General features: G+C 67.8%; 24 protein-coding genes. 6 read left to right on the top strand and 18 right to left on the bottom strand.

Features of this window, described 5'->3' with window-relative positions; all coding sequences use genetic code 11:
* Nucleotides 1-60: 60 nt before the first annotated feature.
* From RKE25_RS03705 to RKE25_RS03720, 4 genes are read right to left on the bottom strand one after another with little or no spacing between them, the layout of a single operon-like run.
* Nucleotides 61-2,085, bottom strand: coding sequence for a sulfatase-like hydrolase/transferase (locus RKE25_RS03705; RefSeq protein ID WP_311840918.1), 2,025 nt, complete (start codon nucleotides 2,083-2,085; stop codon nucleotides 61-63).
* Nucleotides 2,086-2,144: 59 nt separating this feature from the next.
* Nucleotides 2,145-3,374 (bottom strand): multifunctional CCA addition/repair protein, encoded by a 1,230-nt coding sequence (locus RKE25_RS03710; RefSeq protein WP_311840919.1) that lies wholly within the window; start codon nucleotides 3,372-3,374, stop codon nucleotides 2,145-2,147.
* Between the two features lie 47 nt (nucleotides 3,375-3,421).
* Nucleotides 3,422-4,357 carry a complex I NDUFA9 subunit family protein gene (locus RKE25_RS03715; protein WP_311840920.1) on the bottom strand — a complete coding sequence of 312 codons (936 nt, stop codon included), beginning with the start codon at nucleotides 4,355-4,357 and terminating at the stop codon, nucleotides 3,422-3,424.
* 32 nt (nucleotides 4,358-4,389) lie between these two features.
* Nucleotides 4,390-6,462 carry a transglycosylase SLT domain-containing protein gene (locus RKE25_RS03720; RefSeq protein ID WP_311840921.1) on the bottom strand — a complete coding sequence of 691 codons (2,073 nt, stop codon included), beginning with the start codon at nucleotides 6,460-6,462 and terminating at the stop codon, nucleotides 4,390-4,392.
* 222 nt (nucleotides 6,463-6,684) lie between these two features.
* On the opposite strand from RKE25_RS03720, the gene RKE25_RS03725 reads away from it, so the two are divergent.
* A complete protein-coding gene (locus tag RKE25_RS03725; RefSeq protein ID WP_311840922.1) occupies nucleotides 6,685-8,286 on the top strand; it encodes a glycoside hydrolase family 17 in 1,602 nt (533 codons plus the stop codon).
* On the opposite strand, the gene RKE25_RS03730 is transcribed toward RKE25_RS03725, so the two are convergent.
* The 5 genes from RKE25_RS03730 to RKE25_RS03750 all read right to left on the bottom strand — a co-directional run bounded on the left by RKE25_RS03730 (nucleotide 8,203) and on the right by RKE25_RS03750 (nucleotide 11,966).
* Complete coding sequence (locus RKE25_RS03730; protein WP_311840923.1) at nucleotides 8,203-8,619, bottom strand: hypothetical protein; 417 nt, start codon at nucleotides 8,617-8,619, stop codon at nucleotides 8,203-8,205. The two genes, RKE25_RS03725 and RKE25_RS03730, sit on opposite strands and share 84 nt — an antisense overlap.
* Entirely contained in the window at nucleotides 8,616-9,422 is an 807-nt protein-coding gene (locus RKE25_RS03735; RefSeq protein ID WP_311840924.1) for an endonuclease/exonuclease/phosphatase family protein, read from the bottom strand. The genes RKE25_RS03730 and RKE25_RS03735 overlap by 4 nt, the downstream gene beginning before the upstream one ends.
* 94 nt (nucleotides 9,423-9,516) lie before the next feature.
* Nucleotides 9,517-10,170 (bottom strand): thiol:disulfide interchange protein DsbA/DsbL, encoded by a 654-nt coding sequence (locus RKE25_RS03740; RefSeq protein WP_311840925.1) that lies wholly within the window; start codon nucleotides 10,168-10,170, stop codon nucleotides 9,517-9,519.
* Nucleotides 10,171-10,218: 48 nt separating this feature from the next.
* Nucleotides 10,219-11,112 (bottom strand): thiol:disulfide interchange protein DsbA/DsbL, encoded by an 894-nt coding sequence (locus RKE25_RS03745; RefSeq protein ID WP_311840926.1) that lies wholly within the window; start codon nucleotides 11,110-11,112, stop codon nucleotides 10,219-10,221.
* 62 nt (nucleotides 11,113-11,174) lie between these two features.
* Nucleotides 11,175-11,966, bottom strand: coding sequence for a c-type cytochrome (locus RKE25_RS03750; RefSeq protein WP_311840927.1), 792 nt, complete (start codon nucleotides 11,964-11,966; stop codon nucleotides 11,175-11,177).
* A gap of 126 nt (nucleotides 11,967-12,092) precedes the next feature.
* Here RKE25_RS03750 and yihA point away from each other — a divergent pair, with 126 nt between their 5' ends.
* On the top strand, nucleotides 12,093-12,731 hold the full coding sequence (gene yihA / locus RKE25_RS03755) for a ribosome biogenesis GTP-binding protein YihA/YsxC (RefSeq protein ID WP_311840928.1): 639 nt from the start codon (nucleotides 12,093-12,095) through the stop codon (nucleotides 12,729-12,731).
* 10 nt (nucleotides 12,732-12,741) lie between these two features.
* Here yihA and RKE25_RS03760 read toward each other — a convergent pair whose 3' ends face one another.
* On the bottom strand, nucleotides 12,742-13,239 hold the full coding sequence (locus RKE25_RS03760; RefSeq protein ID WP_311840929.1) for a GAF domain-containing protein: 498 nt from the start codon (nucleotides 13,237-13,239) through the stop codon (nucleotides 12,742-12,744).
* A gap of 98 nt (nucleotides 13,240-13,337) precedes the next feature.
* Here RKE25_RS03760 and bioD point away from each other — a divergent pair, with 98 nt between their 5' ends.
* The 3 genes from bioD to dcp all read left to right on the top strand — a co-directional run bounded on the left by bioD (nucleotide 13,338) and on the right by dcp (nucleotide 16,729).
* Entirely contained in the window at nucleotides 13,338-14,018 is a 681-nt protein-coding gene (gene bioD, locus RKE25_RS03765) for a dethiobiotin synthase (RefSeq protein ID WP_311840930.1), read from the top strand.
* 57 nt (nucleotides 14,019-14,075) lie between these two features.
* On the top strand, nucleotides 14,076-14,426 hold the full coding sequence (locus tag RKE25_RS03770) for a hypothetical protein (protein WP_311840931.1): 351 nt from the start codon (nucleotides 14,076-14,078) through the stop codon (nucleotides 14,424-14,426).
* A 98-nt stretch (nucleotides 14,427-14,524) separates the two neighbouring features.
* On the top strand, nucleotides 14,525-16,729 hold the full coding sequence (gene dcp / locus RKE25_RS03775; protein ID WP_311840932.1) for a peptidyl-dipeptidase Dcp: 2,205 nt from the start codon (nucleotides 14,525-14,527) through the stop codon (nucleotides 16,727-16,729).
* A gap of 68 nt (nucleotides 16,730-16,797) precedes the next feature.
* Here dcp and RKE25_RS03780 read toward each other — a convergent pair whose 3' ends face one another.
* Genes RKE25_RS03780 through RKE25_RS03800 form a run of 5 tightly spaced genes read right to left on the bottom strand, consistent with a single transcriptional unit; the run spans nucleotide 16,798 to nucleotide 20,709 of the window.
* A complete protein-coding gene (locus RKE25_RS03780; RefSeq protein ID WP_311840933.1) occupies nucleotides 16,798-17,751 on the bottom strand; it encodes an MBL fold metallo-hydrolase in 954 nt (317 codons plus the stop codon).
* Nucleotides 17,748-18,641 (bottom strand): AraC family transcriptional regulator, encoded by an 894-nt coding sequence (locus RKE25_RS03785; protein ID WP_311840934.1) that lies wholly within the window; start codon nucleotides 18,639-18,641, stop codon nucleotides 17,748-17,750. The genes RKE25_RS03780 and RKE25_RS03785 overlap by 4 nt, the downstream gene beginning before the upstream one ends.
* A 54-nt stretch (nucleotides 18,642-18,695) precedes the next feature.
* Nucleotides 18,696-19,478, bottom strand: a complete 783-nt coding sequence (locus tag RKE25_RS03790) for a DNA-binding domain-containing protein (protein WP_311840935.1) — start codon at nucleotides 19,476-19,478, stop codon at nucleotides 18,696-18,698.
* Nucleotides 19,479-19,516: 38 nt separating this feature from the next.
* The gene (locus tag RKE25_RS03795) at nucleotides 19,517-20,377 is read right to left on the bottom strand and encodes a DUF692 domain-containing protein (RefSeq protein ID WP_311840936.1); all 861 of its coding nucleotides are present in this window, start codon (nucleotides 20,375-20,377) and stop codon (nucleotides 19,517-19,519) included.
* 59 nt (nucleotides 20,378-20,436) lie between these two features.
* Nucleotides 20,437-20,709, bottom strand: coding sequence for a hypothetical protein (locus RKE25_RS03800; protein ID WP_311840937.1), 273 nt, complete (start codon nucleotides 20,707-20,709; stop codon nucleotides 20,437-20,439).
* A 270-nt stretch (nucleotides 20,710-20,979) separates the two neighbouring features.
* Between RKE25_RS03800 and RKE25_RS03805 the strand changes: the two genes are divergently transcribed.
* Nucleotides 20,980-21,441: a DoxX family protein gene (locus RKE25_RS03805; protein ID WP_311840938.1), complete on the top strand. Its 462-nt coding sequence runs from the start codon at nucleotides 20,980-20,982 to the stop codon at nucleotides 21,439-21,441.
* Between the two features lie 40 nt (nucleotides 21,442-21,481).
* On the opposite strand, the gene RKE25_RS03810 is transcribed toward RKE25_RS03805, so the two are convergent.
* From RKE25_RS03810 to RKE25_RS03820, 3 genes are all read right to left on the bottom strand, one after another.
* Nucleotides 21,482-22,849, bottom strand: coding sequence for a glutamate--cysteine ligase (locus RKE25_RS03810; protein WP_311840939.1), 1,368 nt, complete (start codon nucleotides 22,847-22,849; stop codon nucleotides 21,482-21,484).
* 66 nt (nucleotides 22,850-22,915) lie between these two features.
* Nucleotides 22,916-24,250: a sensor histidine kinase gene (locus tag RKE25_RS03815; protein WP_311842321.1), complete on the bottom strand. Its 1,335-nt coding sequence runs from the start codon at nucleotides 24,248-24,250 to the stop codon at nucleotides 22,916-22,918.
* Between the two features lie 67 nt (nucleotides 24,251-24,317).
* Nucleotides 24,318-24,983, bottom strand: a complete 666-nt coding sequence (locus RKE25_RS03820) for a response regulator (RefSeq protein WP_311840940.1) — start codon at nucleotides 24,981-24,983, stop codon at nucleotides 24,318-24,320.
* Between the last annotated feature and the right edge of the window lie 6 nt (nucleotides 24,984-24,989).

Raw genomic sequence — 24,989 nt, forward strand, 5'->3', positions numbered from 1 at the left:
CCCAGGGATAAACGGACCGGCACAGCATCGAGCCGCTGCGCGGTCCTTACGCCCACCGCATTAGTGCAATATCGAGGCAGCCTCGTTGGCTGAAGCGCTCTCAGTCGTGTGCACCTTTGCACTGTCCTCGGGGCGCCGTCCCAGCTGTCGGTCCCTGTAAAGCTGCGCCGCCACCTGGTAATAGGCGGCCGCCTGATCGACTTTTGCCTTGTCCTCAGGCTTCACCGGCACACCGTCGCCCGTTTCGTAATCCGGACGCAGCTGTTCGAGCTTGCGCTGGGGTTCGAGCACGGTGAGCACGTCGTCGCGCAGGTAACCGAGCTTCTCGTAGGTGGCGGGGAAGGCGCGCTCGCGGCCCGCTTCGAGCTGGAATAGGTCATACCCGAAGAAGCGGCTGCGGTAGCTGAAGTTCAGCAGCCCGAAGACGGTGGGCATGATGTCGATCTGCGCCATCAGGCGGTGCACGCGCTGCGGCTGGATGTGCTTGGGCGCGTAGATCCACAGGGGGATGTGGTAGCGGTTGATCGGCACGCTGGTGCGGCCCGCGCTCGAAGCGCAGTGATCGGCGGTGATCACGAAGATCGTGTCGTCGAAGTACGGCTTGCTGCGCGCACGCTTGATGAAATCGGCGACGGACCAGTCCGTGTAGGCCACGGCTGCCTCGCGCGTGCCGTTCTTCTGCGGCACGCGGCCCGCCGGCACGGTGAAGGGGCGGTGGTTGGACGTGGTCATGATGTGCAGGAAGAAGGGTTTTCCTTCCGCGTGGATGCTGTCCATCTGGCGCATCGCCAGCGTGTAGAGATCCTCGTCGGCCACGCCCCACACGTTCTCGTGATGGATCGGATCGTCCTTGGCGATGTCGTTCCGGTCCACCGCGCGATAGCCGTTGTGGTTGAAGAAGTAATTCATGTTGTCGAAGTAGCCGTAGCCACCGTAGACGAAGTCCGACTGGTAGCCGCGGTCGTTGAATACGCTAGCCACCGAGAACAGGTTCTCGTTGTTGTGCGCCTTGACCAGCGAATCGCCCGGCGTCGGCGGGATGGCCAGCGACAGCGCCTCCAGGCCGCGCACGGTGCGCGTGCCGTTGGCGTAGAGGTTGTCGAAGAACAGGCTCTGGTCGACCAGGGCGTCGAGGTTGGGCGTGATGCCGCGGTCGTCGCCGAAGGTCTTCATGAAATCGGCCGAGAAGCTCTCGATGCTGATCAGCACGACATTCAGGCGCTTCTCCGGTCCTTCGTGGCGGATCTCGCGGGTGAGGTCGCGCGGATCGTCGCTCACATAGGTGGCTTCGGGCGTCTTGAGCATGGTGCGGACGTCGCGGAAGGCCTGGTCCTCCGGCAGCGTGGTGTAGAAGCGCGAGTAATCCAGGTGGCTGCTGCGGAAGGCGGCGAAGAACTCGTAGATGCCGTTGCCGGAAAGCTCGTTGACGAAGGCGTTGTCCGTGCGGTCCTTCAGCGTGCCCTTGAACGCGGCCACGGTGACGACCGTGAGCACCAGCCACACCAGTGCTACTTTGGCACGCTGCAGGAAGCGCGTGCCGCCATCCTGCGCACGCAGGCCGCGGCGGCTGATCAGCAGAATCACCAGTGCGGTGATCGCCAGCAGGCTCAGCCAGCGGCCCAGCGGATAGGACTCGCGGATGTTGCCGATCACCTCAGTGGTGTACACGAGGTAGTCCACGGCGATGAAGTTGAAGCGCGTGCCGAATTCGTTCCAGAACACCAGCTCCGATGCGGCCACGAACATCAGCCAATAAAGCAGCACGGTAGCGAGTGCGTACAAGGCCCATTGCCCGCCGCGAGAGCGGTATGCGCGATTCGGCATCAGCCACAGGAACAACACCATGGGCCATGCGACGTAGACGAAGGTCACCAGGTCGTAGCCCAGGCCCACGCCGAATGCGTATGCCCAGTACAGCGGGTTGTGCGGCACGCCCTGGCCGGACATGACGAGCAGGGCGACGCGGGTGATCGCACCGAGCACCACGTACACGAGGGCGAGCCACCACAGGGGACGGAAACGCTGGCGCAAGGGCGAAGCGGAAGAAACGGCGGCGGACAAGGGGCTACTCCAGGGGCGTGTCATGCGAAAGCGCGTCGAGGGGGTGGTTCGACGGACATTCGCCTCTTATACAACGGATTACCTTATCTGGACCTTCCGCGGATGTCCGCGATGGCCTTGGTCCGGGCCCGCTCCAGCGCCGCGCCGACGGCCGGCCCTTCCAGGCCCTGGGCGACAAAAGCGGCAGCCCCGATCGAGGCCGCGGCGGCACGGGCGGCGCGTAAGTAGTCGGCCTGGGGGTAGGCCTCTTCCTCATGGCCCAGCCGGCCCCGCTTGTCGGCCTCGCAGGCGGCCAGGAATACGTCCAGGCGCTCTGGGCGGCGCAACGCATCCAAGGCGCCGAACAGGCGCAGCACGGTGGCGGGCTTCAGCTCGAACGCGCGGTGAGCGTTCAGATGTTCGCGACAGACCTGCTCGGCCAGCGTCGCGTACTCCGTCGGGACGCGCAGTCGCGCGGCCAGCGCACGCAACGGCTTGACCCCTGCCTGTTCGTGGCCGATATGGCGCGGCAGCACGTCGGCCGGCGTGAGGGCCTTGCCGAGGTCGTGGGTGAGGGCGCAGAAGCCGACCAGCTCATTGCCCGGCGCGATGCGCGCGGCCATGTCCAGCACCATCTCGACGTGGACACCGGTATCCACCTCGGGGTGGAACTCGGCCCGCTGCGGCACGCCGTAGAGCGCGTCGACTTCCGGGAACAGCACCGCGAGCGCGCCGCTTTCCCGCAGCACGCGCAAGAATGCCGAGGGGCACGGTTCGCCCAGCGCCCGGCGGGTTTCCTGCCAGACGCGTTCGGGAACCAGATGGTCTACCTCGCCGTCGGCCACCATCTGCCGCATGAGCTCCATGGTTTCCCCGGCTACGGTGAACCCCAGCGGCGCAAACCTTGCGGCAAAGCGCGCCACGCGCAGCAACCGCACGGGGTCTTCCACGAAGGCGGGCGAGACGTGCCGCAGGACACGATCGCGAATGTCGCGCGCACCGCCGAACGGATCGACCAGTGTGCCCTGCTCGTCCATTGCGATCGCGTTGATGGTGAGATCGCGCCGGGCCAGGTCCTGCTCCAGCGTCACGCCCGGCTCGGCATGGATGGCGAAGCCGTGATAACCGCGTCCGGTCTTGCGCTCCGTGCGGGCCAGCGCGTACTCCTCGCCGGTCCGGGGATGCAGGAAAACGGGAAAGTCCTTGCCCACCGGCTTGTAGCCGAGCGCGAGCATGTCGTCCGGCGTCGCCCCGACCACCACGTGATCGTGGTCGGACACTGGCCGTTGCAGGAGCCGGTCGCGGACCGCGCCGCCGACGAGATAGATACGCATGGCGCATTCTGCCATGCGCGGCCGGCCCGCCACGGCGCGGGTGCGTCTCAGCGCATGCCGCGGTAACGGTCCAGGCGCTCCTGGCGCCGGGATCCCTGCAGCAGCACCGGCAGCCAGGGGGTGAACGGTTGCGGCCGGATGTCCAGCGCGGCGTAACCGTCCTGCTTGCCCACCGAGTCGGTGCGAAGGCTCAGAAAGTTGTCGTAGGAGAAAGGCTTGCCCGGGAGCAGTTCGGCCGCGCGCGCCTGGATGCGGCCGAGGGCATCGGGCAGCGGAATGACTGGGGTGCGCACACCGAGCGTGTCGCGGATCGCGCGAACGATGTCGCCCAGCGTGAGAACTTCCGGACCATAGAGCTCGAAAGTGCGATCGATGCTCGATGCGTCGTCCGCCACACATCGCGCGATGGCTTCGGCGACATCGCCGGCATACGTAGGCGCCAGGCGCGAGCCCGCACGGGCGAGCGGCAGGGCGGGCAGCGTACGCAGGAGGGCGGCGAAGCGGCTCACCAGTCCATCGTTGGCGCCGAACATCACGCTCGACTGGTAGATGGTCCAGTCCAGCCCCGAATGGCGCACCACCGCTTCTGCCTCGCCACGCGTCTTGAGATAGCGGGAAAGCCCCTGGCCGGCTTTCAACGAACTCATCAGGTGGAGCCGCGACACACCTGCGGCCTGGCAGGCTGCGATCACCCGGCGCGGCAGCTCTACGTGCGTTTCCTGCATGGAATGCCGGCGCGTGCCGTGAAGCACGCCGATCATGTGGATCACCGCGTCGGCACTTTCGAATTCCCGGCGCAGCGCGTTGCCGTCGTAGACATCCACGCTGCGGATCTCCACGCCCGGCACCACCGCGAGTGCGCGGCGCTTCTCGCGGTTGCGCGACAGCAGCACGATGCGGTGCCCGTCGAGGGCAAGCCGCGGCACCAGATAGCTTCCGAGGAAGCCGGTGCCGCCCAGGATGACAAGACGTTTGGCGGTCATATCGGCGTATCTCCGGATCGGTATGCGTGAAGTCACTGCGGCGAATTCGTCGGCGCGTCGTTCGCCGGCGGCGCGGCAGTCGTGGTTGCGTCGGCCGGCGCCGGGGCCGCCGCTGTGCTGGCGGGGCAGGTCACCGGGCGGCGCGGCGTGCGGCTATCCGGTATCTGATACGTCTCGCCGATCGCGGTCAGGCGCGTGGACAGCGGCGTGGCCGTGCCGTTGAGGCGCCAGTCGTAGATCACCGCGAAGGACATGACGCGTGCGACGTACTCGCGCGTTTCCTTGAACGGCATGCTGGCGACGAACAGGTCGGGCGGCAGCGAGCCGCGCGCGGCCAGCCACTGGTCCACGCGCGAGGGGCCGGCGTTGTACGCCGCGCTCGCCAGCCAGGGCGCGCCGTTGAAGCGCGCAGCCATCTGCGCGAGGTAGCGCGTGCCCAGGATGATGTTGGTGATCGGGTCGTACAGCGACTCGGGGCCGGTCCAGGCGATGCCGTTGCGCCGCGCCACCAGTGCCGCGGTGTCGGGCAGCAGCTGCATCAGTCCGCGCGCGTTGGCGCCCGAGCGCGCATCGCTCATCCACGCGCTTTCCGCGCGGAGGATCGCGTAGGCCCAGGACGGATCGATGCCGGCCTCGGCCGCCTGCGGCACCAGGCCGTCCTGGCTGGCCAGCGGGAAGCGCTGCTCGTAATAGCGCAGCGCGTCGCCCTTGTTGAAGGTGAACACCGCGCGGTCGTACCAGCCGCGCCGGTAGGCGAGGTCGGCGGCGAGCTTCAGCGTGGCCGGGTCGGCGCCATCCAGCGCCTGCGACCATTCGCGCCGCGCCTGCCGCGGCAGGTCCACCGCATAGAGTTCGAACGCGCGTTGCAGGCCGCGGTTGGCCAGCAGCGCCTGTTCGCGTTGCTTGTCCGTCGGCAGCGACAGTGGGCAGATGCCGTAGGGCACGTCGAGCCGGTCGGCAGCGAGGAAGCCGAAGAAGGTCGGCTCCTCCGCGAGTGCGGTCAGCAAACGGCGTGCCTCGGCATCGCGGCCCAGCGCGCTCAGCGCGCGTGCGCGGAACCAACGCCATTCGCCGTCCTGCTTCTGCTCGGGCGTCATCGCGTCGATCGCCGCGAGCACGGCCGGCCATTTCTGCTCGGCCAGCGCCACGCGCACGCGCCACTCGCGCGTGGCGTCGGTCTGTGCGGCCGCAGGCAGCGCGGCGAGGCGCTGCAGCGCGCTGTCGTCGAAATCGGTGGCGTGGAACAGGGCGAGCGCGGACAGCACGCGATGCTGCTGTTCGGGCGTGAAGGCGAAATGGCCGCGCAGCTGTTCCCATGCGCTGTCGGCGGCGATCGACTGGCGTCGTGCGAGGCGCTCCAGCGCCAACATGGCCGCTTGCCGGTTGCGCGGCGTGTCGGGCCAGGTGCCGGCCTTGGCCACGGCGCCGGCAGGATCCCGCAGGGCGAGGGCGATGCGCTGTCCCGCCTGTGCTTCTTCGCCGGGCAGCCATGCGGCGAGCGCGGCCACCGTGCCCTGCTGGTTGGCATCCGCCGCACGGTCGATGCGGTCCCACAGGCGCGGCGTGGTCAGCAGCCCTTGCTCACGAGCGGCGGTAAGCACCGAATCGCAGGCGCCGGGCAAGTTGGGCTTAGACCACAGCGCGGCAAGATCGCGCTCGAAATCCAGCTGGCCGCCCTGGGCAAGCTGCGCCTGCAAGGCGCCGCAGGTGAGCGCATCGCCAAGGCTTGGCCGGTAGAGCGACTGGAACGTGGCCCAGTCCTTGCGGCGCACGAGTTCGAGCAGGTAATCACGACGAAGATCGCTGGCCGGAATGAGGTCGGGGTAGCGCTTGAGGTACGCCTCGACGGGCGCACGGTCGAGCTGGCGCAGGTCATGCGTGAGCGCGGCCGCTTCCAGGTAGGGATAGAGCGGGTAATCCGCAAGGGTCCCGGCGAGCGCGCGCCAGCCATCGCCGCCCTGCCGCGCGGCGGCGTAGGCCTGCTTGAAGGCCGCACGCTGCGTGTCGGTGGCTTCTGCCCCGTGCACGGCACCGGCCAGCAGGAGGCCGGCGGCGAGGGCGAGGAATGCGCGGGTGGAGTGGCGCAGCATGGCGGGGAGGGACATGGAAACTCCTTGTACCGATCGGCCTGGCGATCGTGGTGCAGTGTAGGCCGGACCATCCGGTCGCGGCGTCCCCGACGAATCGGACGAGCCCGGCAGCATGTCAAAGCGCCGCTGAGTCCTGCGTTAAAGCCAGTCGCGCGCCGCATGGCTCCGCGTGCACGCCTGCTAGACTTGCGCGCTTCCGGAGCGCCCTGGCCGGCGCCGACTCCTCACAGGTAGCGCATGTCGTCCACGCCGTCGCTTTCGCCCCGCGCGCGTTTCTTGGTCTGGCTGGTGCTGGCGCTCTGCGCCGCGGCGGGAGCGTTGTGGTGGTGGCTGCTCGGCCGCCCGGTGTCCTTGCCGGACGCGCCTTCCGCACGCATCGCCTGCGTGTCGTATGCGCCGTTCCGCGAGCCGGGCGAGACGCCGTACGACCTCAAGGCGTTCATCCGTCCCGAACGCATCGACGCGGATCTGCGCGCGCTCTCGCAGCGTTTCGACTGCGTGCGCACCTACTCGCAGGGCCAGGGGCTGAGCGCGGTGCCGGAGATTGCCGGCCGCTACGGCATGAAGGTGATCATGGGCATCTGGCTGGGCCGCGATCCGGTGGCGAATGCGCGGCAGGTCGAACTGGGCATCGCTTCCGCGAAAGCCCATCCGGAGGTGCTGCGTGGCGTGGTGGTGGGCAACGAAGTGCTGCTGCGCGGCGAGCTGTCGCCCAAGGCGCTGGCCGACTACGCCCGCCAGGTGCGCGCCGCGATTCCCGCCTCGGTGCCGGTGACGTATGCAGACGTCTGGGAGTTCTGGCTGCGCTACCCGCAGATGGCCGACGCGGTGGATTACCTCACCATCCACATCCTGCCCTATTGGGAGGACGAGCCGGTGCCGCCCGAGCACGCCGTGCGCCACGTGGCCGAGGTCTACCAGAACATGAAGCGCGCCTTTCCGGGGCGTGAAGTGATGATCGGCGAGACGGGCTGGCCCAGCGTCGGCAAGCCGCGGCGCGCGGCGCGCGCCAGCCTCGTCAACGAAGCGCGTTATCTGCGCGAATTCCTGCAGTACGCGGGCAGCGTGTCCATGCCCTACAACGTGATCGAGGCCTTCGACCAGCCCTGGAAGCGTGCCCAGGAAGGCACCACGGGCGGCTACTGGGGCATCTACGACGTCCACGCCAGGGCGAAATTCCCGATGCGCGGGCCGGTGACCGAAGAGCCGCGCTGGTGGCTGGGTTGGATAGCAGGTGGGGCAGGCATGCTCCTGTTCCTGCTGCTCGGCGCATGGCGCCGCGACTGGCGGCAAGGCGGGGGCTGGGGCGTGCTCGCGCTGGCGGGGGGCGCCACCGGCATGGCGCTGGCCTGGCAGTACCGGCAGATGCTCTATGCCTGCCGCGACACGCTCGAATGGGGTCTTTCCTGGGCCGGATGCGCTGGCGGGCTGGTCACGGCGGTGCTGTTGGCACGCTGGCTTGCGGCCCGCATCGCTGGTGGCCGGGGCGCGCCGTTGCCCGGTGGCTGGCTGCGCTTCGGCTGGCTGTTCCTGTTCGCGATGGAAGGGTTGCTGCTGGTATTCGATGGGCGCTACCGCGACTTCCCACTGGGGCTCGCCATGCTGCCATGCGTGGGCTACGGGCTGGCCGGGTGGCTCAGCGGCTGGACCGAAACGGCCGCATTCCGGCTCGAGGAACGCTTCCTGGCGGTGCTGGTGCCGATCCTCGCCGTCGCAGTGGTCGCGCAGGATATTGGGCTCAACCCGACGGCCTGGCTATGGCTGGGACTGAACCTGGCGCTCGCCCTGCCGGTGCTGGTCGCCTGGCGCCGGGCCCGCCTGCAAGCGCATCAGGCGTAGGCAGCCCACCAGCAGTGCGAGGGCGCCTGCTTCGTAGCAGTAGAGCTGCAGCGCCAGCAGGCCGGCTGCGGCGGCGAGCCATGCCGCAGCCGGGTTTCGCCACGCCAGTGCGAGCGCGGCGAAGGCGAGCGCGGCCCAGCCGTAGCCGTAGCTGAGGAAACCCAGGACCAGCCATTGGCGCCATTGGCACCAGGCCGGCGCCGTGATCGCGCTTTCGCAGAGGTGTCCCACCGCCGCCGGTTCGATGAGCCCGTAGCGGATCGCCGCGGCGAGCGCGGCCATCAAGACCAGCAGCAGCCAGGGCAGGGACAGGCGCAGGAACGAAGTTTTCATCGGCGTAGCTTGTGCGGGCGCGGGGCGACGTGGCCGGGCAGCCGGATTTCGGCGGCGACCGGGAGGTGGTCCGAGAACGCCTGGGGCAGCGCCCAGAGCTTCTCCAGGTGCAGCGCTTCGGACGTCAGGATGTGGTCCAGCGCCTTGCGCGGCTTCCAGCTCGGGAAGGTCGGCGTCGCCTGCGCCGGTGGCACCAGGCTGCAGCGCGCGAACAGGTGGCGCATTTCGGGGCTGTCCGTGTCGGTATTGAGGTCGCCCATCAGCACCGCGTGCGGGTAGTCCTGCAGTACTTCCGCGATGAAGCCGAGCTGGCGCGCGCGCGCGGTGGCGCTCAGCGAGAGGTGGGCGATCATCACGGCCAGCGCCTCCTTGCCCTCGCCGAAGTGCGCCAGCAGCGCGCCACGGCCGGGGATGCGGCTGGGCAGCTGGTAATCCAGCACGCTGCGCGGCTCCAGGCGACTGATCAGGCCGTTCGCCGTGTGCGCGAGCCGCGCCATGGGGCGATTCGGCTGGTGGCTCCAGAACGGCATGCCGGCGGTTTCGGCCAGGTAGCGCGTCTGGTTGAGGAAGCCCGAGCGCAGGCTGCCGGCATCGGCTTCCTGCAGGCCGATCACGTCGAACTGGGGCAGGACTTCGGCAAGGCGGTCGAGGTTGTCGAGCTTGCTGCGCCCCGGCAGCACTGCGTTGATGCTGCGCGTGAAGTATTCGCTGTAACGCTGCACGCTGGCGCCCGCGAGGATGTTGCAGCTCAGCAGCCTGAGGCGGCGTTCGGGAGCGGCGGGGGCGGAGGCGGTGGCGGTCATTGGTGCGGGAGGGAAGCGGCGGATCGGGAAACCCCGGCAAGCATGCCCGCCCGGACGTGAACGCGGGGCCGTGGCGCGGCCCCGCGCGGGTGCATCACTTGCCGGTCAGCTCGCGCTGGGCCAGCCACTGGGCCAGGGCCGACAACTGGTCGAGCGTCTTGATCTCGTTGCTGCGGTACTTGCCGTCGACCACGATGGTCGGCGTGCCGTCGACGCCCCACTTCTGGATCAGTTCCAGATCCTTCTTGATCTGCTCCGTCACCTCCGGTGAGGTGGCGGTGGCCAGGAATTTGGCGCGGTCCACGCCCTGGGAGGCGTAGTAATCCGCCAGCTCGTCGAGCGTGGACATCGGGTAGTGCTGATCGAACTTCTTCTGGAAGAGATCCAGGTGTGTCTTCTCGACCACGCCCAGCTTCTCCGCCGCGTAGTAGGCACGGGCATAGGGCAGCCACGCGTCGCTGAAGGCCGCCGGCAGCAGCTTGAACTTGACGCCCGGCGGCAGCTGCTTGCGCAGTTCCTCCGCCTTCGGCGCGAAGTGCGCGCAGTGGATGCAGCCGTAGGAGAACACTTCGACCACTTCCACCTTGCCGTCCTTGCTGTAGCGCTGGGCGGGTGCGGGCAGCGTGACGTATTCCTTGCCCTCGGTGTACGAGGCGGCCGCATTGGAATTGGACGCCGTGCAGGCGCTGGTCAGGACCAGGCCGGCGAACAGCGCGGCGACGCGCAGACGGGCGAAACGCTTGAACATGAGGACTCTCTCCGCAGACCGGCGGCTTCGTGCCGCCGTGACGAATCGTTATTTACCGGCCGCTTCCTTCGCCACCAGCCACTTCGCCAGCTCGATGCTCTGTTCGTAGCCACCGGCGCTGCCGGCGGTGAAGCGGTACTTGCCATCCACCACCAAGGTCGGCGTCGAGTCGACACCGTAGGTGCGCACGAGTTCATCGGCGCGCTTCATCTTGGTGTTGATCGTGAAGGAGTTGGCGACCGCGACGAATTCCTTGGGGTCGACGCCGAACTTGGCGTAGACCTTGGCGGCATCCTCGATCGTCGGCAGTTCGCTGATCGGGCGCAGGGCATTGCCGCTGGCCTTGTAGGAGGTGAGTTCTCGGGTGTTCCAGATCGCGTCGTAGATCGCTTCGTGCGACTTCTGTGCGACGCCCAGGGCCTCGGCGGCGTAATAGGCACGCTGGAACATCGGGAAATTCTCCGCCGGGTTGAACGACACCGGCAGATAGGCCACCTGCGTACCGGCCGGCAGCGCCTTGACCAGCTGCACCATGGTCGGGCGGAACTGGTTGCAGGCCGGGCAGCCGTAGGAGAAGACCTCGGTCACTTCGATCTTGTCGGTATTGGTGACCTTCGGCTGCGCGGGTTCGATGCGGAAGTAGTGCTTGCCCTCGACCCACTTGCCGTCGTCCACGAAGGGCTCGGCCTTGCCGGCGGGCGCCGCTGCGTCGGAAGGCGCGGGCGTCTCGGTCTTCGCGTTGTCGGGCGCGGCGGCGGCCGTGCCTGCCGAAGCCGGAGCTGAGGCGGTGGCTGCCGTTGCCGGCGCCGGCGTGGCGGACGCGCTCGCTGCCGGCGTGGCGGCGGGGGCGGGCTGCTGGGCGGCGGTGCCGTTGTCGCTGCCCTGGCTGCAGGCGGCGATCGCCAGCATGGAGACGAACAGGAACGGCAGGCGCTTCAGCATGAGGAACCTCGAGGATGTCGTGGGGGAAGACAAGAACGCCGGCCAAGGGCCGGCGTTGTCGATCAGGGCGTGGCCGGTTTGCTGGCCCCGCCTTCAGCGGCGTGCAGACCTTCGACGTAGCTGGCGACCGCGGCGATGTCCTTCTCGTCGAGCTTCTGCGCGATGCTCGGCATGATCTTGGCGTGCGCGTCGTCGCCCCAGGCCGCGCCATCGTGCATGGCCTTGAGCGTGGCCTGGATGTACTGCGCGTGCTGGCTGGTCAGCTGCGGATACATCGCGCCCGGGTTGCCGCGACCGTCGATGCTATGGCAAGCCATGCAGGCCGGCACGCCCTTGCTCGCATCGCCCTGGCGGTAGAGCTGCTCGCCGCGCTCGACCAGCGCCTGGTCGGCCACGCCGGGCAGGGCGCTCTTGGTCGCGAAGTAGGCGCCGATGTCGTGCATGTCCTGCTCGGACAGCGGGGCGGCCATACCCATCATGATCGGGTTCTGGCGCTTGCCGGACTTGAAGTTGGTGAGCTGGCGGACGATGTACTGCTCGCTCTGGCCGGCCAGCTTGGGGTACTGCGGATCGCTGGAGTTGCCATCCATGCCGTGGCAGGCGCCGCAGGCGGCGGCCTTGCCTTGTCCGGCAGTGGCGTCGCCGAGCTTGACGCCGGCAGGCGCGGCTTCGGCGGCGGGAGCCTTCTCGGCGGCAGGCTGGGCGGCAGAGGCTGCGGCAGCTGGCTTGGCGGAGGAAGCCGCCGCGGCGGGCTTGGCGTCCTGCGCCCAGACCATGCCGGCGGACAGCGCGAAGACGAGGGCTACGGCATATCCGAGTACAGCAGGCCGGGAACCAGCGGGCCGAAAACTCATACACTTGTCTCCAGAAGAACTGCTTATGGCTGTACGGCGCGCAGTGGTCCGCGCCCGTCACTGGCAGAAACCTTGGAATTATCCCTGCCCTACCGGGGCCGGTCAAACCAGAAGAATCCCCTGTCCATGGCCCCGAATCCCCTCCAGGGCGCCCGCTTCGTGCTGGCCGCCCACCGCATCAGCCAGCTACCCGCCGACGATGGCGCCGAAGTGGCGTTCGCCGGCCGTTCCAATGCCGGCAAATCCAGCGCGCTCAATGCGCTGACCGGTCATCACGGTCTCGCGCGCACCTCGAAGACGCCTGGCCGCACACAGCAGATGGTGGCCTTCGCGCTGCCGCCGCTGGCGCAGGGCGAGGGCGCGCCGCCGCTCGAGGTCCGGCTGATCGACCTGCCGGGGTACGGCTATGCGAAGGTGCCCGAGCCGCTGCGCGAGCACTGGAAGCAGGAGATCGACGCCTACCTGCACCGCCGGCGCAGCCTGCGCGGCGTGGTGCTGATCGTGGACATCCGCCATCCGCTGAAGGAGTTCGACCGGATGATGCTGGCGTTCTGCCAGGACACCGGGCTGCCGTGCCACGTGCTGCTGACCAAGGCTGACAAGCTTTCGCGCAACCAGGCCATGCAGGCGCTGGCGGCGATGCGCCGCCAGTTCGAGGCCGAAGGCCTGCTCGCCACCGCGCAGGTGTTCTCCTCCGCCGAGGGCACCGGCGTGGAGGCCGCGCGCGAGGCGGTGGTAGAGCTGCTGCGGCGCGAGCGCGGCTGATTCAGCCCTTTCAGGCCGCGGTGTCGACCGCTTCCATGAAGATGGCGCACAGGGCTTCCATGCCGGCGCGGTCCTCTTGGTCGAAACGCCCCACGAGCGGGCTGTCTACGTCCCACACGCCCAGCAGTGCGCCGTCCTTCTTCACCAGCGGCACCACGATCTCCGAGTTGGATGCCGCATCGCAGGCGATGTGGCCCTCGAACGCGTGCACGTCGTGCACCAGCTGGGTCTGGCGCGTCTGCGCTGCCGTGCCGCACACGCCGCGGCCCATCGCGATGCGCACGCAGGCCGGCTTGCCCTGAAACGGCCCGACTACGAGCTCTGTGCCGTCGAACAGGTAAAAGCCTGCCCAATTGAAGTCCGGCAGGCTGTGGAACACGAGCGCGGAGAAATTCGCCGCATTGGCGATCAGGTCGGGTTCGCCGGCGAGGATGCCGCGCGCCTGTTCGCACAGGTCCGCGTATTGCTCGCGCTTGGTGGCAAAGGTGGCGGTGGCGACTTGGAACATGGCGGCGAACCCGGCGGCAAAGCCCGTATTATGCGCTCAGTTTCGCGAGGAGCGCTGAGCATGCGCCAAAGCCTTCCCTGTCGCGGCCGGTGCGCCGCATGAGTATCCCGGCCGTCTTCATCGCGGGGACCGACACCGGCATCGGCAAGACGCATGCTTCCTGCACTCTGCTGCACGCCCTGCGCCATGCGGGCGATTCCGCCTGCGGCATGAAGCCGGTGGCGAGCGGTTGCGTGGATACGGACGAAGGACGCCGCAACGACGATGCGCTGGCCCTCCTCGCCGCGAGCAGCGTGCCGCTGCCTTACGAGCTGATCAATCCGGTCGCCCTGAGCGAGCCGCTGTCGCCTCATCTGGCGGCGGCGCATGAGGGCAGAGTGATCGGGCTGCCGCCTTTGCGCGACGCGTTCGAGGCGCTGCAGGCCAGCCACGATCGCGTGGTGGTGGAAGGCGTGGGTGGTTGGATGGTTCCCCTCGCTCCCGGCCTGTTGGCGTCGGGGCTGCCAAAGGCGTGGCAGTTGCCGGTGATCCTGGTGATCGGCTTGCGCCTGGGCTGTCTCAGCCACGCCTTGTTGACGGCACGCGCCATCGTCGCCGATGGCTGCCACCTGCTCGGCTGGATCGCCAACCGCATCGATCCGGCCATGGAGGCTGCGGAAGAAAATCTCGCGTCCCTGCACGAACTGCTGCCGGCGCCGTGCCTCGGCGTATTGCCGCATGGCGTCGAGCCGGCGCTGGCGGCGAGTGAACTGGATGTGAGGCCGATCACCGGCGGATAGGCGGCCTGCGCGCGCATCGTGCATGCTTGGCGCACGCTCACTACATGGAGATTCGTCATGGCCAGCCGCAGCCATTTCTATTTGTCCATCGACGATCTGGGCCGCGCTCGCGGGCCGGAGCCGAGCCTCAGCTACGACGGCGCCGGTCCGAACGATTTCGCCGCGGCGCTGCAGAGCGCATTGCGCGAGCCGGCCCTGTTCGAGCGCTGGCGCGCCATGCAGCCGGAGCCGGACGAAGTCGACCCCGGCCTGGGCGCCACCGACCCGGCCGCACAGGTAAGTGCGCGTGTGGCCGACCTGCATACCGAGGTCGACCTGATCACCAGCCTGCCGATGAGCATCGTGCGGCACCGCATGAATTTGCTGATCGGGCCGACCTGGAAACTGCGCGACATGCGCGCCGCCTGACCGATGTCCCCGCCACGACCGGTGCTGACTTCCGGCCCTTGGAAGCGCGCGCTGGCTGTGGTTACAGTCGAAAGTCTTTCATGAACCAGGGAGCTTCCATGCCGCCTCTCCGCGCTCTCGCGATCGCCACTTCGCTTGCCCTCGCCGCCTGCTCGCAGTCCGGCCACGATGCCGCCACGTCCGGCGACCATCCGGCCGCTGCCGCCACGGCACCGGCCACTGCCGCGGCCGAAGCCCCCTCCGCCAATCCGTTCTTTGCGGCCAGCACGCTGCCGTTCCAGGCGCCGCCGTTCGACAAGATCAAGGAGAGCGACTACCAGCCGGCGATCGAAGAGGGCATGAAGCAGCACCTCGCCGAGATCGAGAAGATCGCCGACAACCCCGAGGCACCGACGTTCGAGAACACCTTCGTCGCGATGGAGAAAGTCGGCGCGCTGCTCACCCGCCTGATGCACGCGTTCGACGCGGTCACCGGGGCCAATACCAGCGATGCGCTGCAGAAGGTGCAGGAAGACGAGGCGCCCAAGCTCGCCGCCCACCAGGACGCCATCTATCTCAACGACAAGCTGTTCAAGCGTGTCGAGGCCGTCTACGGACAGCGCGAATCGCTCAAGCTCGACCCCGAATCGCTGCGCCTGGTCGAAGTGGTCTACAAGAACTTCGTGCACAACGGCGCCAAGCTCTCCGAGGCCGACAAGGCCAAGCTCAAGGAGCTGAACAAGGAAGAGTCGACGCTGAGCACGCAGTTCACCAACAAGCTGCTGGCCGCGACCAAGGACGGCGCGCTGGTGGTGGACGACAAGGCCAAGCTCGCCGGCCTGTCCGACGGCGACATCGCCGCCGCCGCGCAGGCGGCGAAGGACCGCAAGCTCGACGGCAAGTGGGTGCTGCCGTTGCAGAACACCACGCAGCAGCCGCAGCTGCAGAGTCTGACCGACCGTGCCACCCGCGAGGCGCTGTTCAAGGCGTCGTGGGACCGCGCCGAGCACGGCGACGGCAACGACACGCGCGCGATCATCGAGCGCATCGCGCAGTTGCGCGCCGAGCAGGCCAAGCTCCTCGGCTTCCCGAACTATGGCGCGTGGAAGCTCGAGGATCAGATGGCCAAGACGCCGGACGCGGCGCTGAAGTTCATGCACGACCTGGTGCCGTCCGCCACCGCGCGCGCGCAGGCCGAGGCCAAGGACATTCAGGCGGTCATCGATCAGCAGAAGGGCGGCTTCAAGGTCGAGGCCTGGGATTGGAGCCATTACGCCGAGCAGGTGCGCAAGGCCAAGTACGATCTCGACGAAGCGCAGATCAAGCCGTATTTCGAGCTGGACAACGTGCTGCAGAACGGCGTGTTCTACGCCGCGAACCAGCTCTACGGGCTGACCTTCAAGGAGCGCAAGGACATCCCGGTCTACCAGCCGGACGTGCGCGTGTTCGAGGTGTTCGACAAGGACGGTACCTCGATGGCGCTGTTCTATTGCGACTACTTCAAGCGCGACAACAAGAACGGTGGCGCATGGATGAGCAACTTCGTCGACCAGTCGAAGCTGCTGGACACCAAGCCGGTGGTCTACAACGTCGCCAACTTCACCAAGCCCGCGCCAGGCCAGCCGGCCCTTCTGTCGTTCGATGACGTGATCACCATGTTCCACGAGTTCGGCCACGCGTTGCACGGCCTGTTTGCCGACTCGCAGTACCCGACCTTGTCGGGCGCAAACACGGCGCGCGACTTCGTGGAGTTCCCCTCGCAGTTCAACGAGCACTGGGCAACCGATCCGAAGATCTTCGCCCACTATGCCAAGCACTATCAGACCGGCGAGGCGATGCCGCAGGCGCTGGTGGACAAGATCAAGAAGGCCGGCACCTTCAACAAGGGCTACGACATGACCGAACTGGTCTCGGCCGCCTTGCTCGACATGAACTGGCACAGCCTGGGCGCGGACGCGGCGAAGCAGGACGCGGACAAGTTCGAGACCGAGGCGCTCAAGAAGGACAAGATCGACTTGAGCTACGTGCCGCCCCGCTATCGTTCGAGCTACTTCCAGCACATCTGGGGTAACGGTTATGCCGCCGGCTATTACGCCTATCTGTGGACACAGATGCTGGCCGACGATGGCTTCGAGTGGTTCAAGGAACACGGTGGCCTGACGCGCGAGAACGGCGACCGCTTCCGCGCCATGATTCTGTCGCGCGGCAATACGGTGGAACTGGGGCAGCTGTATCGCGACTGGCGCGGCAAGGAACCGAGTGTGGAGCCGATGCTGATCGATCGCGGCCTGAAGGCGGATTCGGCGGCGAAGGCGAAGAAGTAAGCGCTCGGGATCCGGGCATCCGAGGGCCGGCATCGCCGGCCCTTTTTTTCGTCAGCGCGATGGATGGTTCATGGCGTGTGTCGGGTATCGGATGCGTTGAGGCGCGCATCCAATCGCAGACATTGTCCGTCGTAGGCCACATCGACCGGTCCGGCATAAATGCCGGCAATGACGCGGAGCGCATGCGGCAGATCCTGTTCCGAGCGTCGCATCAAGTGGGACAGCAGCAGGCGCCGCACGCCGGCCTGCGCAGCCAGCCTGGCGATGCGCGATGGCGGTGCGTGCAGGGCATTGGCCACCTCGTCGTCACTGTCTTCGGGGATGGCGAGGTTGGCGACCAGGAGGTCAGCATCTTTGGCCAGTCCCGTCAGGGCCGGCTCGCGCGCATCGGTGTCGCCCAGGTAGACCACGGCATGGCCGCCGGCCTCCACTTGCCACGCCAGTGCCGGTACCGGTCCGTGCCGCACGGGTGTCGCCAGCAAGCGGGTCGTGCCGTCATCGAACACCTTGGTGATCTCTCCACGTCGCAGCGACAGCGTGGTGGGCACGATCCGGAAAGGCGCGCCGTCCGGATGCAAGAAACCGCCGAGATAGGGGTACGCCGATCGCTCGGCTCCGATCAGTGCGGCCAGCCAATCGTCCAGCGAGGGAAAGCCGCCACCGGCGGGCGGGCCGAAGATGGGCAGCGGGGCTTCGCGCTCGCCGAACACGCCGGCCTTCAAATAGGCGGGAAGATCCGCGCTGTGATCGCTGTGCAGATGCGAGAGCGCAATCACATGGAGGTCTTCGATCCTTCCGCCCTCTTTGCCGAAAGCCACCGCCGTTCCGGCGCCCGCATCGAACAAGGCTCGCGCCTTGCCGTCCAGCCAGAGTACGTGCCCGCTCTGGGCGCGCCCATTCAGCTCCGGGCCTCCGCTGCCGAGTACTTGCCACGCGGTCGCTCCCCCACAGTGCTCGGTGGCCCAGACCGCTGGGGCGAAGAGCAGGAGCAAGCTGGCTGCCGCGGCCCGCCATGGCGTCACGCGGCTTCTCCCGCCGCACGTACGCGGCCGGGGCTGCTGCCGCTGACACGCTTGTAGAGGCGTCGGAACGCGGCTTCGCTGCCGTAGCCGAGGCGTTCGGCGATCGAGGCTACCGACAGCTTCCGTTCGCGCAGCATTTTCTCGGCCACGCTGACCCTCCATTGCGTCACGTATTGCATGGGAGGCATGCGCATCAGCTGCGTGAAGCGCTCGGCGAACGCGGAGCGCGACATGCAGGCCAGCGCCGCCATCGACTGCATCGTCCAGGCGTCGCCCGGCGCTTCGTGCACGGCATGCAGCACCTTGCAGATGCGCGTGTCCGCCATGGCGGCGAACAGGCCGTGGCGGTCGGCCGCACGGCTGGCGTAATCGCAGACGGCCAGCGCGAACAGCGTATCGGCCAGCTTGTTCAGCAGGACCTGACGGCCGGCCTGCCGGGACTGCGACACCTCGACCATCATCGAGGCGAGCTGGCGGAAGGTGCCTCCCGCGTCGCGAGACCGCACCGTGAAACAGGCGGGCAGTGCATGGCTGAGCGGGTGGCGGGCATGCGCGGGGAAATGCAGTTCACCGCAGATCAGGCTGGTGCCCTCGTCGGTGCAGGCCGCGGCCGTTGGAAGCAGGCAGTGCGGATCGCCATGCGGCAGGACGACCAGGTCGCCTGCCTCCAGTTCCAGCGGCTGCGCGATAGCGCGGCTTTCCACGCGGCAGGCCCCTTCGCCGACGAGGTGGAACAGGCCGCACTCGTAGCGCGGCTCGTCGAGGAACCAGGAGCCGCAGTACTGCAGTTCCGCGACGATGTCGACGCGCAGGTTGGACTGCAGCAGGAGCGCCTCCAGGGCGGGCGCGACCGGACAAGGCGTTGCGGTGTGGCTGGCCAGGGCGGACATGGGCGTTCCTTTTCGTGAAGGTCCGCCTGAAGTTCGTCGTGGGGACCGGGATGGTTACCCGGAGAAATCTGATCGTCGGGCGCCGGAAGGAACGCCCTCCGCCTCCGCCAGGCTCAACGCGCCGATCAAGCCTGCCCCCACCCAGCCGTGCAGGAACTCGGACAGGCGGGATATGGCCAGGTCCGGGGGCCAGCGCGTCGCCGCCAGCTCGCACAGTTCGGCAAAGGCGGTGCCGTCCGCCGCCGCGGTGAGGAGGGCGTACTCGTCCGGACCGAGCGCTCGGTAGCGCACGGTCGTGGCCTCGCGCCAGACAATCAGCGGGCGCGGCTCGGCGTACCGGCGCAGGCGGGGCCGGGCCAGGCTCCGATCGGAGGCGGCGCGGAACGCATCGACGTTGCTGCTGGCCGCCAGCCACTGCAGATGCCGCGGCGGATGCAGCCGCAGCCGGGCCCAGTCCTGCGGATCGATGCCGGCCAGGGAGGCGGCGCTTACCGCCGGTTCGTCGGCCGCGTCGAAACACGTGGAGATCGCCCAGTCCAGGGCCGCGGCCTCGGCCAGGGCCGGACGATCGCGCCAGGGCAGCGCATAGCGGAGGAAGGCGGCAAGCCCGGCGCCATACCAGCGGAGGTTGTAGTGCTCGGAGGGGCATGCCTCGATGTAACGGTCGAGCAGGGACGCGAAGCGCCGTCCGGCCAGCCGGGCGAGTGCGGGAAATTCACCGGACAAGGCTTCGCGCAGCCGTGCGCGGTAGCCATGCCGGTAAATCGCGAGCCGGCTGCGCGCGTCGGCGCGTTCGTCGCCCACCAATTCGGACGGCGCAGTCGCGGCGGAAGTCATCACCGCCTCCTGAACCCGCTGTTGCAGTGCAGCCAAGTTCACGCCGCGGCCCTCAGCAGCGGCGCGGCCAGACGGCGCGCTTCGCCGAGTTCGTCGAGCAGTTCGGCCAATGGGGGAATGCGGTCATCGCGCTCGATCATGGTGGAGACCGCGCCGAAACGGCGCACGGCAGCCTGGTAGAGGCTCCATACGGGCGATGGCACCGGGGCATCGTGGGTATCCACGATCAGCCTTTCGCCCTGTTCGTGGCCGGCCAGGTGGAACTGCTGCACCCGGTCCGCGGGCACGCCGTCGAGATAGCGCTGCGGATCGAAGCCGTGGTTGCAGGCGCTGACGTAGATGTTGTTGATATCCAGAAGGATCAGGCAATCCGCCCGCCTGGCGACTTCCGCGAGGAACTCCCATTCCTCCAGCTGCGAGTCGGCGTAGCGGATATAGCTGGACACGTTTTCGAGCAGGATGCGGCGGCGCAGGCGATCCTGCACCTCCCGCACGCGGGCGGCGACATGCTCCAGCGCCTCTTCGGTGTAGGGAAGCGGCATCAGGTCGTGCAGATTCACGCCCTGGACGCCGGTCCAGCAGAGATGGTCCGACACCCAGGCCGGCTCGATGTGCCGCGCGAGCGCATCCAGGCGCGCGAGATAACCCTGGTCCAGCGGGTCGGTGCTGCCGATGGACAGGGATACCCCATGCATGGCCAGCGGGAAGCGCTGGCGGAAGCGTTCGAGCCAGACCAGCGGAAGACCGCCGGGCACCATGTAGTTCTCCGAGATGATCTCCAGCCAGTCGACGCCCTGCGGCTGTTCGAGCAGTTCCTGGTAATGCTCCACGCGCAGGCCAAGACCATAGCCCAGGTAGGGCATGGCGTTCTCCAGCGGACGAGCTTGAGCGGCGTTCATCGTGGGCTCCTCTCGGCTTGGAAGGCGGGGCCGTGGGATGGCGCGGCCCCGCCGGTCGGTCAGGCCTTGGCTTCGGCCTGGGCCTTTTCGCAGTCCTGCTGGCTCTTCTGCATGGTGAAGCCCTGGCCCTTGCAGGCGTTCTGGCCCTTGCAGGCGTTGCTGGCCTGCTTGCAGGCGCCGTGACCCTTGCACGCCGAGGAGTTCATACACTTCACTTCGGCCTTGTCGCCCTTGGCGGCATGGTCGGCGGCCATCGCGCCGGAAGCTGCGGTCATGGCGAACAGGCCCGCGACCATCGCCGCCATCGCACCGCTCTGGAAAGTCTTCTTCATTGCTATGTCCTCTCAGATGGAAGCCGCGTCCGCGGCGATTGCGTCCAGCCCGTGCGCCATGGGCGCGGGTCGGTCTCGACGGTGGCCATTGTCGAAACGGATGGCCTGCGCAACTGCACCCGCGCATCCGGCGTTCATGCCCGATCGTCCGGGTTCCGGTGCCGCACCAGGAAGCCGGACCGCGAGCAAGAAAGCGTGGACGCCCGGGCATGGCGAACAGCGCATGGCCGGGCCGAATATGCCGCCCTCATTCCTCGAAGGACAAGCACGATGCGAGAGTTCATTGCCACGCGGGCCTCGCGCCTGCTCGATGCGCTGTATGCCAGCCGCTGGCTGGGGCCGTTGGTGCTGCGGGTGGTCTTCGGCTACTTCTGGCTGGAGACCGGCCTGGCCAAGGTGCAGCACGTGGACGGCTTCGCCGAACGTTTCGCCGGCTGGGGCATTCCGTTTCCATGGTTCAGTGCCACGCTTTCCGCCTGGACGGATCTCGTCGGCGGCGCGCTGTTGATCCTGGGCCTGCTGACGCGCGTGGTGTGCGTGCCGATGATCATCAATATGGCGGTCGCGCTGATCCTGGTGGTGTCGCGCGACCTCACCGGGCTCGACGAGTACGTCGAGAGTTCTGAGCTCACCTACATCCTGATCTTCTTCTGGCTGCTCATGGCTGGCCCCGGCAAGGCCAGCCTCGACACGCTGCTGGCGCGTCGCCTGGGCATCCGCACGCGGGATTGAGGCACGGCACAGGGCGCGGCGCCGGCCGCGCCCTGTGCGCTCAATAGGCGAACTCGCGGAACACCGGGTCCACGCTGCCGTGCCATGGGCCGTGGAACAGCTCGAGCTTGCGCTCGGCCGGTGTCTGATTGGCTTCCACGATTTCGATCAACGGTTCCAGGTAGATGCTTTCGTCAGCGCCGTTGCGGTTGAGCTGCGCACGGCGCTTGAGGCCATGTGCCGCGATCTTCAGCGTTTCGGCGGCCAGCTCGCGCACGGAGTGTCCGCGGAACGGCAACTTGAGCGCCTGCTTCGGCACGCCGTCGCGCAGCGCATGGCGTTCCTCGCGGGTGAAGTCCTTGACCAGGTCCCAGGCGGCTGCGAGCGCATCGTCGTCGTAGAGCAGGCCGACCCACAGCGCGGGCAATGCGCAGAGACGGTTCCAGGGGCCGCCGTCGGCGCCGCGCATTTCCAGGTACTGCTTGAGCCGCACTTCGGGGAAGGCGGTGGTGAGATGGTCGGCCCAGTCCTTCATGGTCGCGCGAACACCCGGCAGCGACGGCAGTTCGCCACGCAGGAAGCGCTTGAAGTCCTGGCCCGCCAGGTCGATGTAGCGGCCGTCCTGGTAGCTGAAGTACATCGGCACGTCGAGAATGTAATCGACGTAGCGTTCGTAGCCGAAACTCTGGTCGAAGACGAAGTCGAGCATGCCGGTACGGTGCGGATCGGTGTCGGTCCACACGTTCGAGCGGTAGGAGAGGTAGCCGTTCGGGCGACCCTCGGTGAACGGCGAATCGGCGAACAGCGCCGTGGCTACCGGCTGCAACGCGAGGCTGGTGCGGAACTTGCGCACCATGTCGGCCTCACTGGAGAAGTCGAGGTTGACCTGCACGGTGCAGGTGCGCGTCATCATGTCCAGGCCGAGCGAGCCGACTTTCGGCATGTACTCGCGCATGATCTTGTAGCGGCCCTTCGGCATCCACGGCATCTCGTCGCGGCGCCACTTGGGCTGGAAGCCCATGCCGAGGAAGCCGATGCCGAGGTCGTCGGCGATGGAGCGTACTTCCTCGAGGTGCTTGTTCACCTCGCAACAGGTCTGGTGGATGTTCTCCAGCGGCGCGCCGGAGAGTTCGAGCTGACCGGCCGGTTCCAGCGTGATGGACGCCTTGTCGCGCGACAGGGCGACCGGGTTGTCGCCTTCCCGAGCGATGTCCCAGCCATAGCGCTCGGCCAGCCGCTCCAGCAGCACGCGGATGCCGCGGTCGCCGTCGAAGGTGGGCGGGCGAAGGCTGTCGGTGAGGAAGCCGAACTTCTCGTGCTCGGTACCGATGCGCCAGGCATCGCGGGGCTTCTCGCCAGCGGCCAGGTAGTCGGCCAGCTGCTGGCGGTCGCCAATGGGCGTGCTCTTGACGGCACTGGGTATGGACACGTTCGGCTCCTTCGCGGCAATCGCACCACTGTGGGGCTGCCCGCCCGATTTTCAAAGTGCCGCGTTTCAGGCGCTTTGCGGCGCCCGGCCGGTATCCGTGGCGGCGCCGGGAAAATCGATGCGCATTCGGACGCCGCGGCCGCAACGGCCATCGAGAATGCTGAAGGTGGCGCCGTGGGCCCGGGCCGATTCCTCCACGATGGCGAGTCCCAGGCCGCAGCTTTCGCCGTCGCTGTTGGCGCCGCGGTAGAAGCGCTCTTTCACCTTCTCCCTTTCTTCCGGGGGAATCCCGCTGCCGGTGTCGTCGACCTCGAGGAAAGGGTGCCCCTCCTCGATGCCGCAGCGGAGCGTGATGTGGCCTTCGGGGGGGGTATGGCGAATGGCGTTGTCCACCAGGTTCATCAGCAGCTCGTGCAGCACCCAATACACGCCGGTCACGCGGGCAGGCTGGCATTCCGCGCCCAGATCGATGTCATGGGCCAGTGCACGGTCGAGCGAGGCTCCCACCACCTGGGCGACGAGCTTGGACAGGTCGACCGGCAGGAAGCGGCTGGAGCCGTGTGCGGAGGGTTCGGCGCGCGCGAGCGCCAGCAGCTGGTTGGCTGTATGGGCCAGGCGGTCGATGCCGCCATGGAGCCGCTCGATGCGCTCCTGCAGTGGCGTGCCGGCGGTATCGCGCGCGAGGACTTCCAGCTGCGCTTTCACGCCGGTCAGTGGAGTGCGCAACTGGTGCGCGGCATTGGCGAGGAAATGCTGTTGCGACAGCGCCGATTCCCGCACCGTCGCCAGCAGCGTGTTGAGCGATTCCACCAAAGGCAGGACTTCGCCCGGCACGTTGTCGGTCGGCAGCGGCGTGAGGTTGTGCGAAGGGCGGTTGGCGATCTGGTCGCGGAGTCGCTGCAGCGGGCGCAGGGCGATGCTGATGCCGAACAACGCGATGCCGAAGACGAGCAGCATCTGGATGCTGTCGTTGATGCCGAATGACACGTCCATGTGATGCACCGCCATGTCACGGCGGTGCGGCGTTTCGCCGACAGTGATGATCAACGGCTCGCCGCCTTCGATCACGCGATAGCTCACCAGTCGCACGGCCATGCCGCGATAGGTCACGTCCTGGTAGGCGAATTCATCGCCCGGCTGCGCGGGAGCGACCGGCAGGTCGGGTGAGCCCGCGTAGGTCGCGCCCTGGGCGTTGCTCACCCGGTAGAAGAACCGCTCTTCCGGCAGTGCGCGTAATGGCGGCGGCGGATGATCCGGCAGCATGATGTCGAACTGCCCGCCGGGCTGGCGGTGGATCTGCGCTGCGATGGCGAGCACTGCGCGCGACAGCGAGCGGTCGAAGGCGGCGTAGATCGGGCTGACGATGGAGTGGTGGTCGATGGCCACGCCGGCGACCAGCATCACCGCGAGCGGAGCCAGCAGATAGCCCAGCAGGCGGCGGCGGACGCTCGGGCGCAGCGGCTTGATGTCAGCCGTCCTCGAGCCGGTAGCCGAGCCCGCGGATGCCGCGGATCGAGGCCGAGTCGCCCAGCTTGCTGCGCAGGCGCGAGATGTGCACTTCGATCGCGTTGCCGGAGATGTCCTCGCTCCACCCGGCGATCGCCTGGGTGAGGCGTTCCTTGCTGACGACCTTGCCGCTGTGGTGCGCCAGGCATTCCAGGATGGACCACTCGCGGCGAGTCAGTTCGAGCGCTTCGCCGGCGGCATTGATCGCACGGCGGCCGGCGAGGTCGATGCGCAGGCGACCGATCGTGAGCTCATTGGCGCTGGCCGCGCTGGCGCGGCGGATCAGCGCCCGGCAGCGGGCGGCCAGTTCCGGCAGGGCGAAAGGCTTGACCAGGTAGTCGTCCGCGCCGAGATCCAGCGTGCTGACGCGGTCGTCCAGGCCGTCGCGCGCGGTGACGATCAGCAGCGGCAGGCCCTGGCCGGAGCGGCGCAGGCGGCGCACCAAGCTGAGGCCGTCCTCGCCAGGCAGGCCGAGGTCAATGATGGCCAGGTCGTAGTGAGCGCTGTCCATCATGCCGGAGACCGGCTCGGCGGTAGCCACATGGTCCACCACATAGCCTTCGCCGGTGAGGCCCCGGACAATGCCGTCGGCGACCAGCGGATCGTCTTCCACAAGCAGTATGCGCATACGTAA

It is taken from the genome of Dyella sp. BiH032 (genome assembly GCF_031954525.1).
In the GTDB taxonomy this organism is placed as follows: Bacteria; Pseudomonadota; Gammaproteobacteria; order Xanthomonadales; family Rhodanobacteraceae; genus Dyella_D.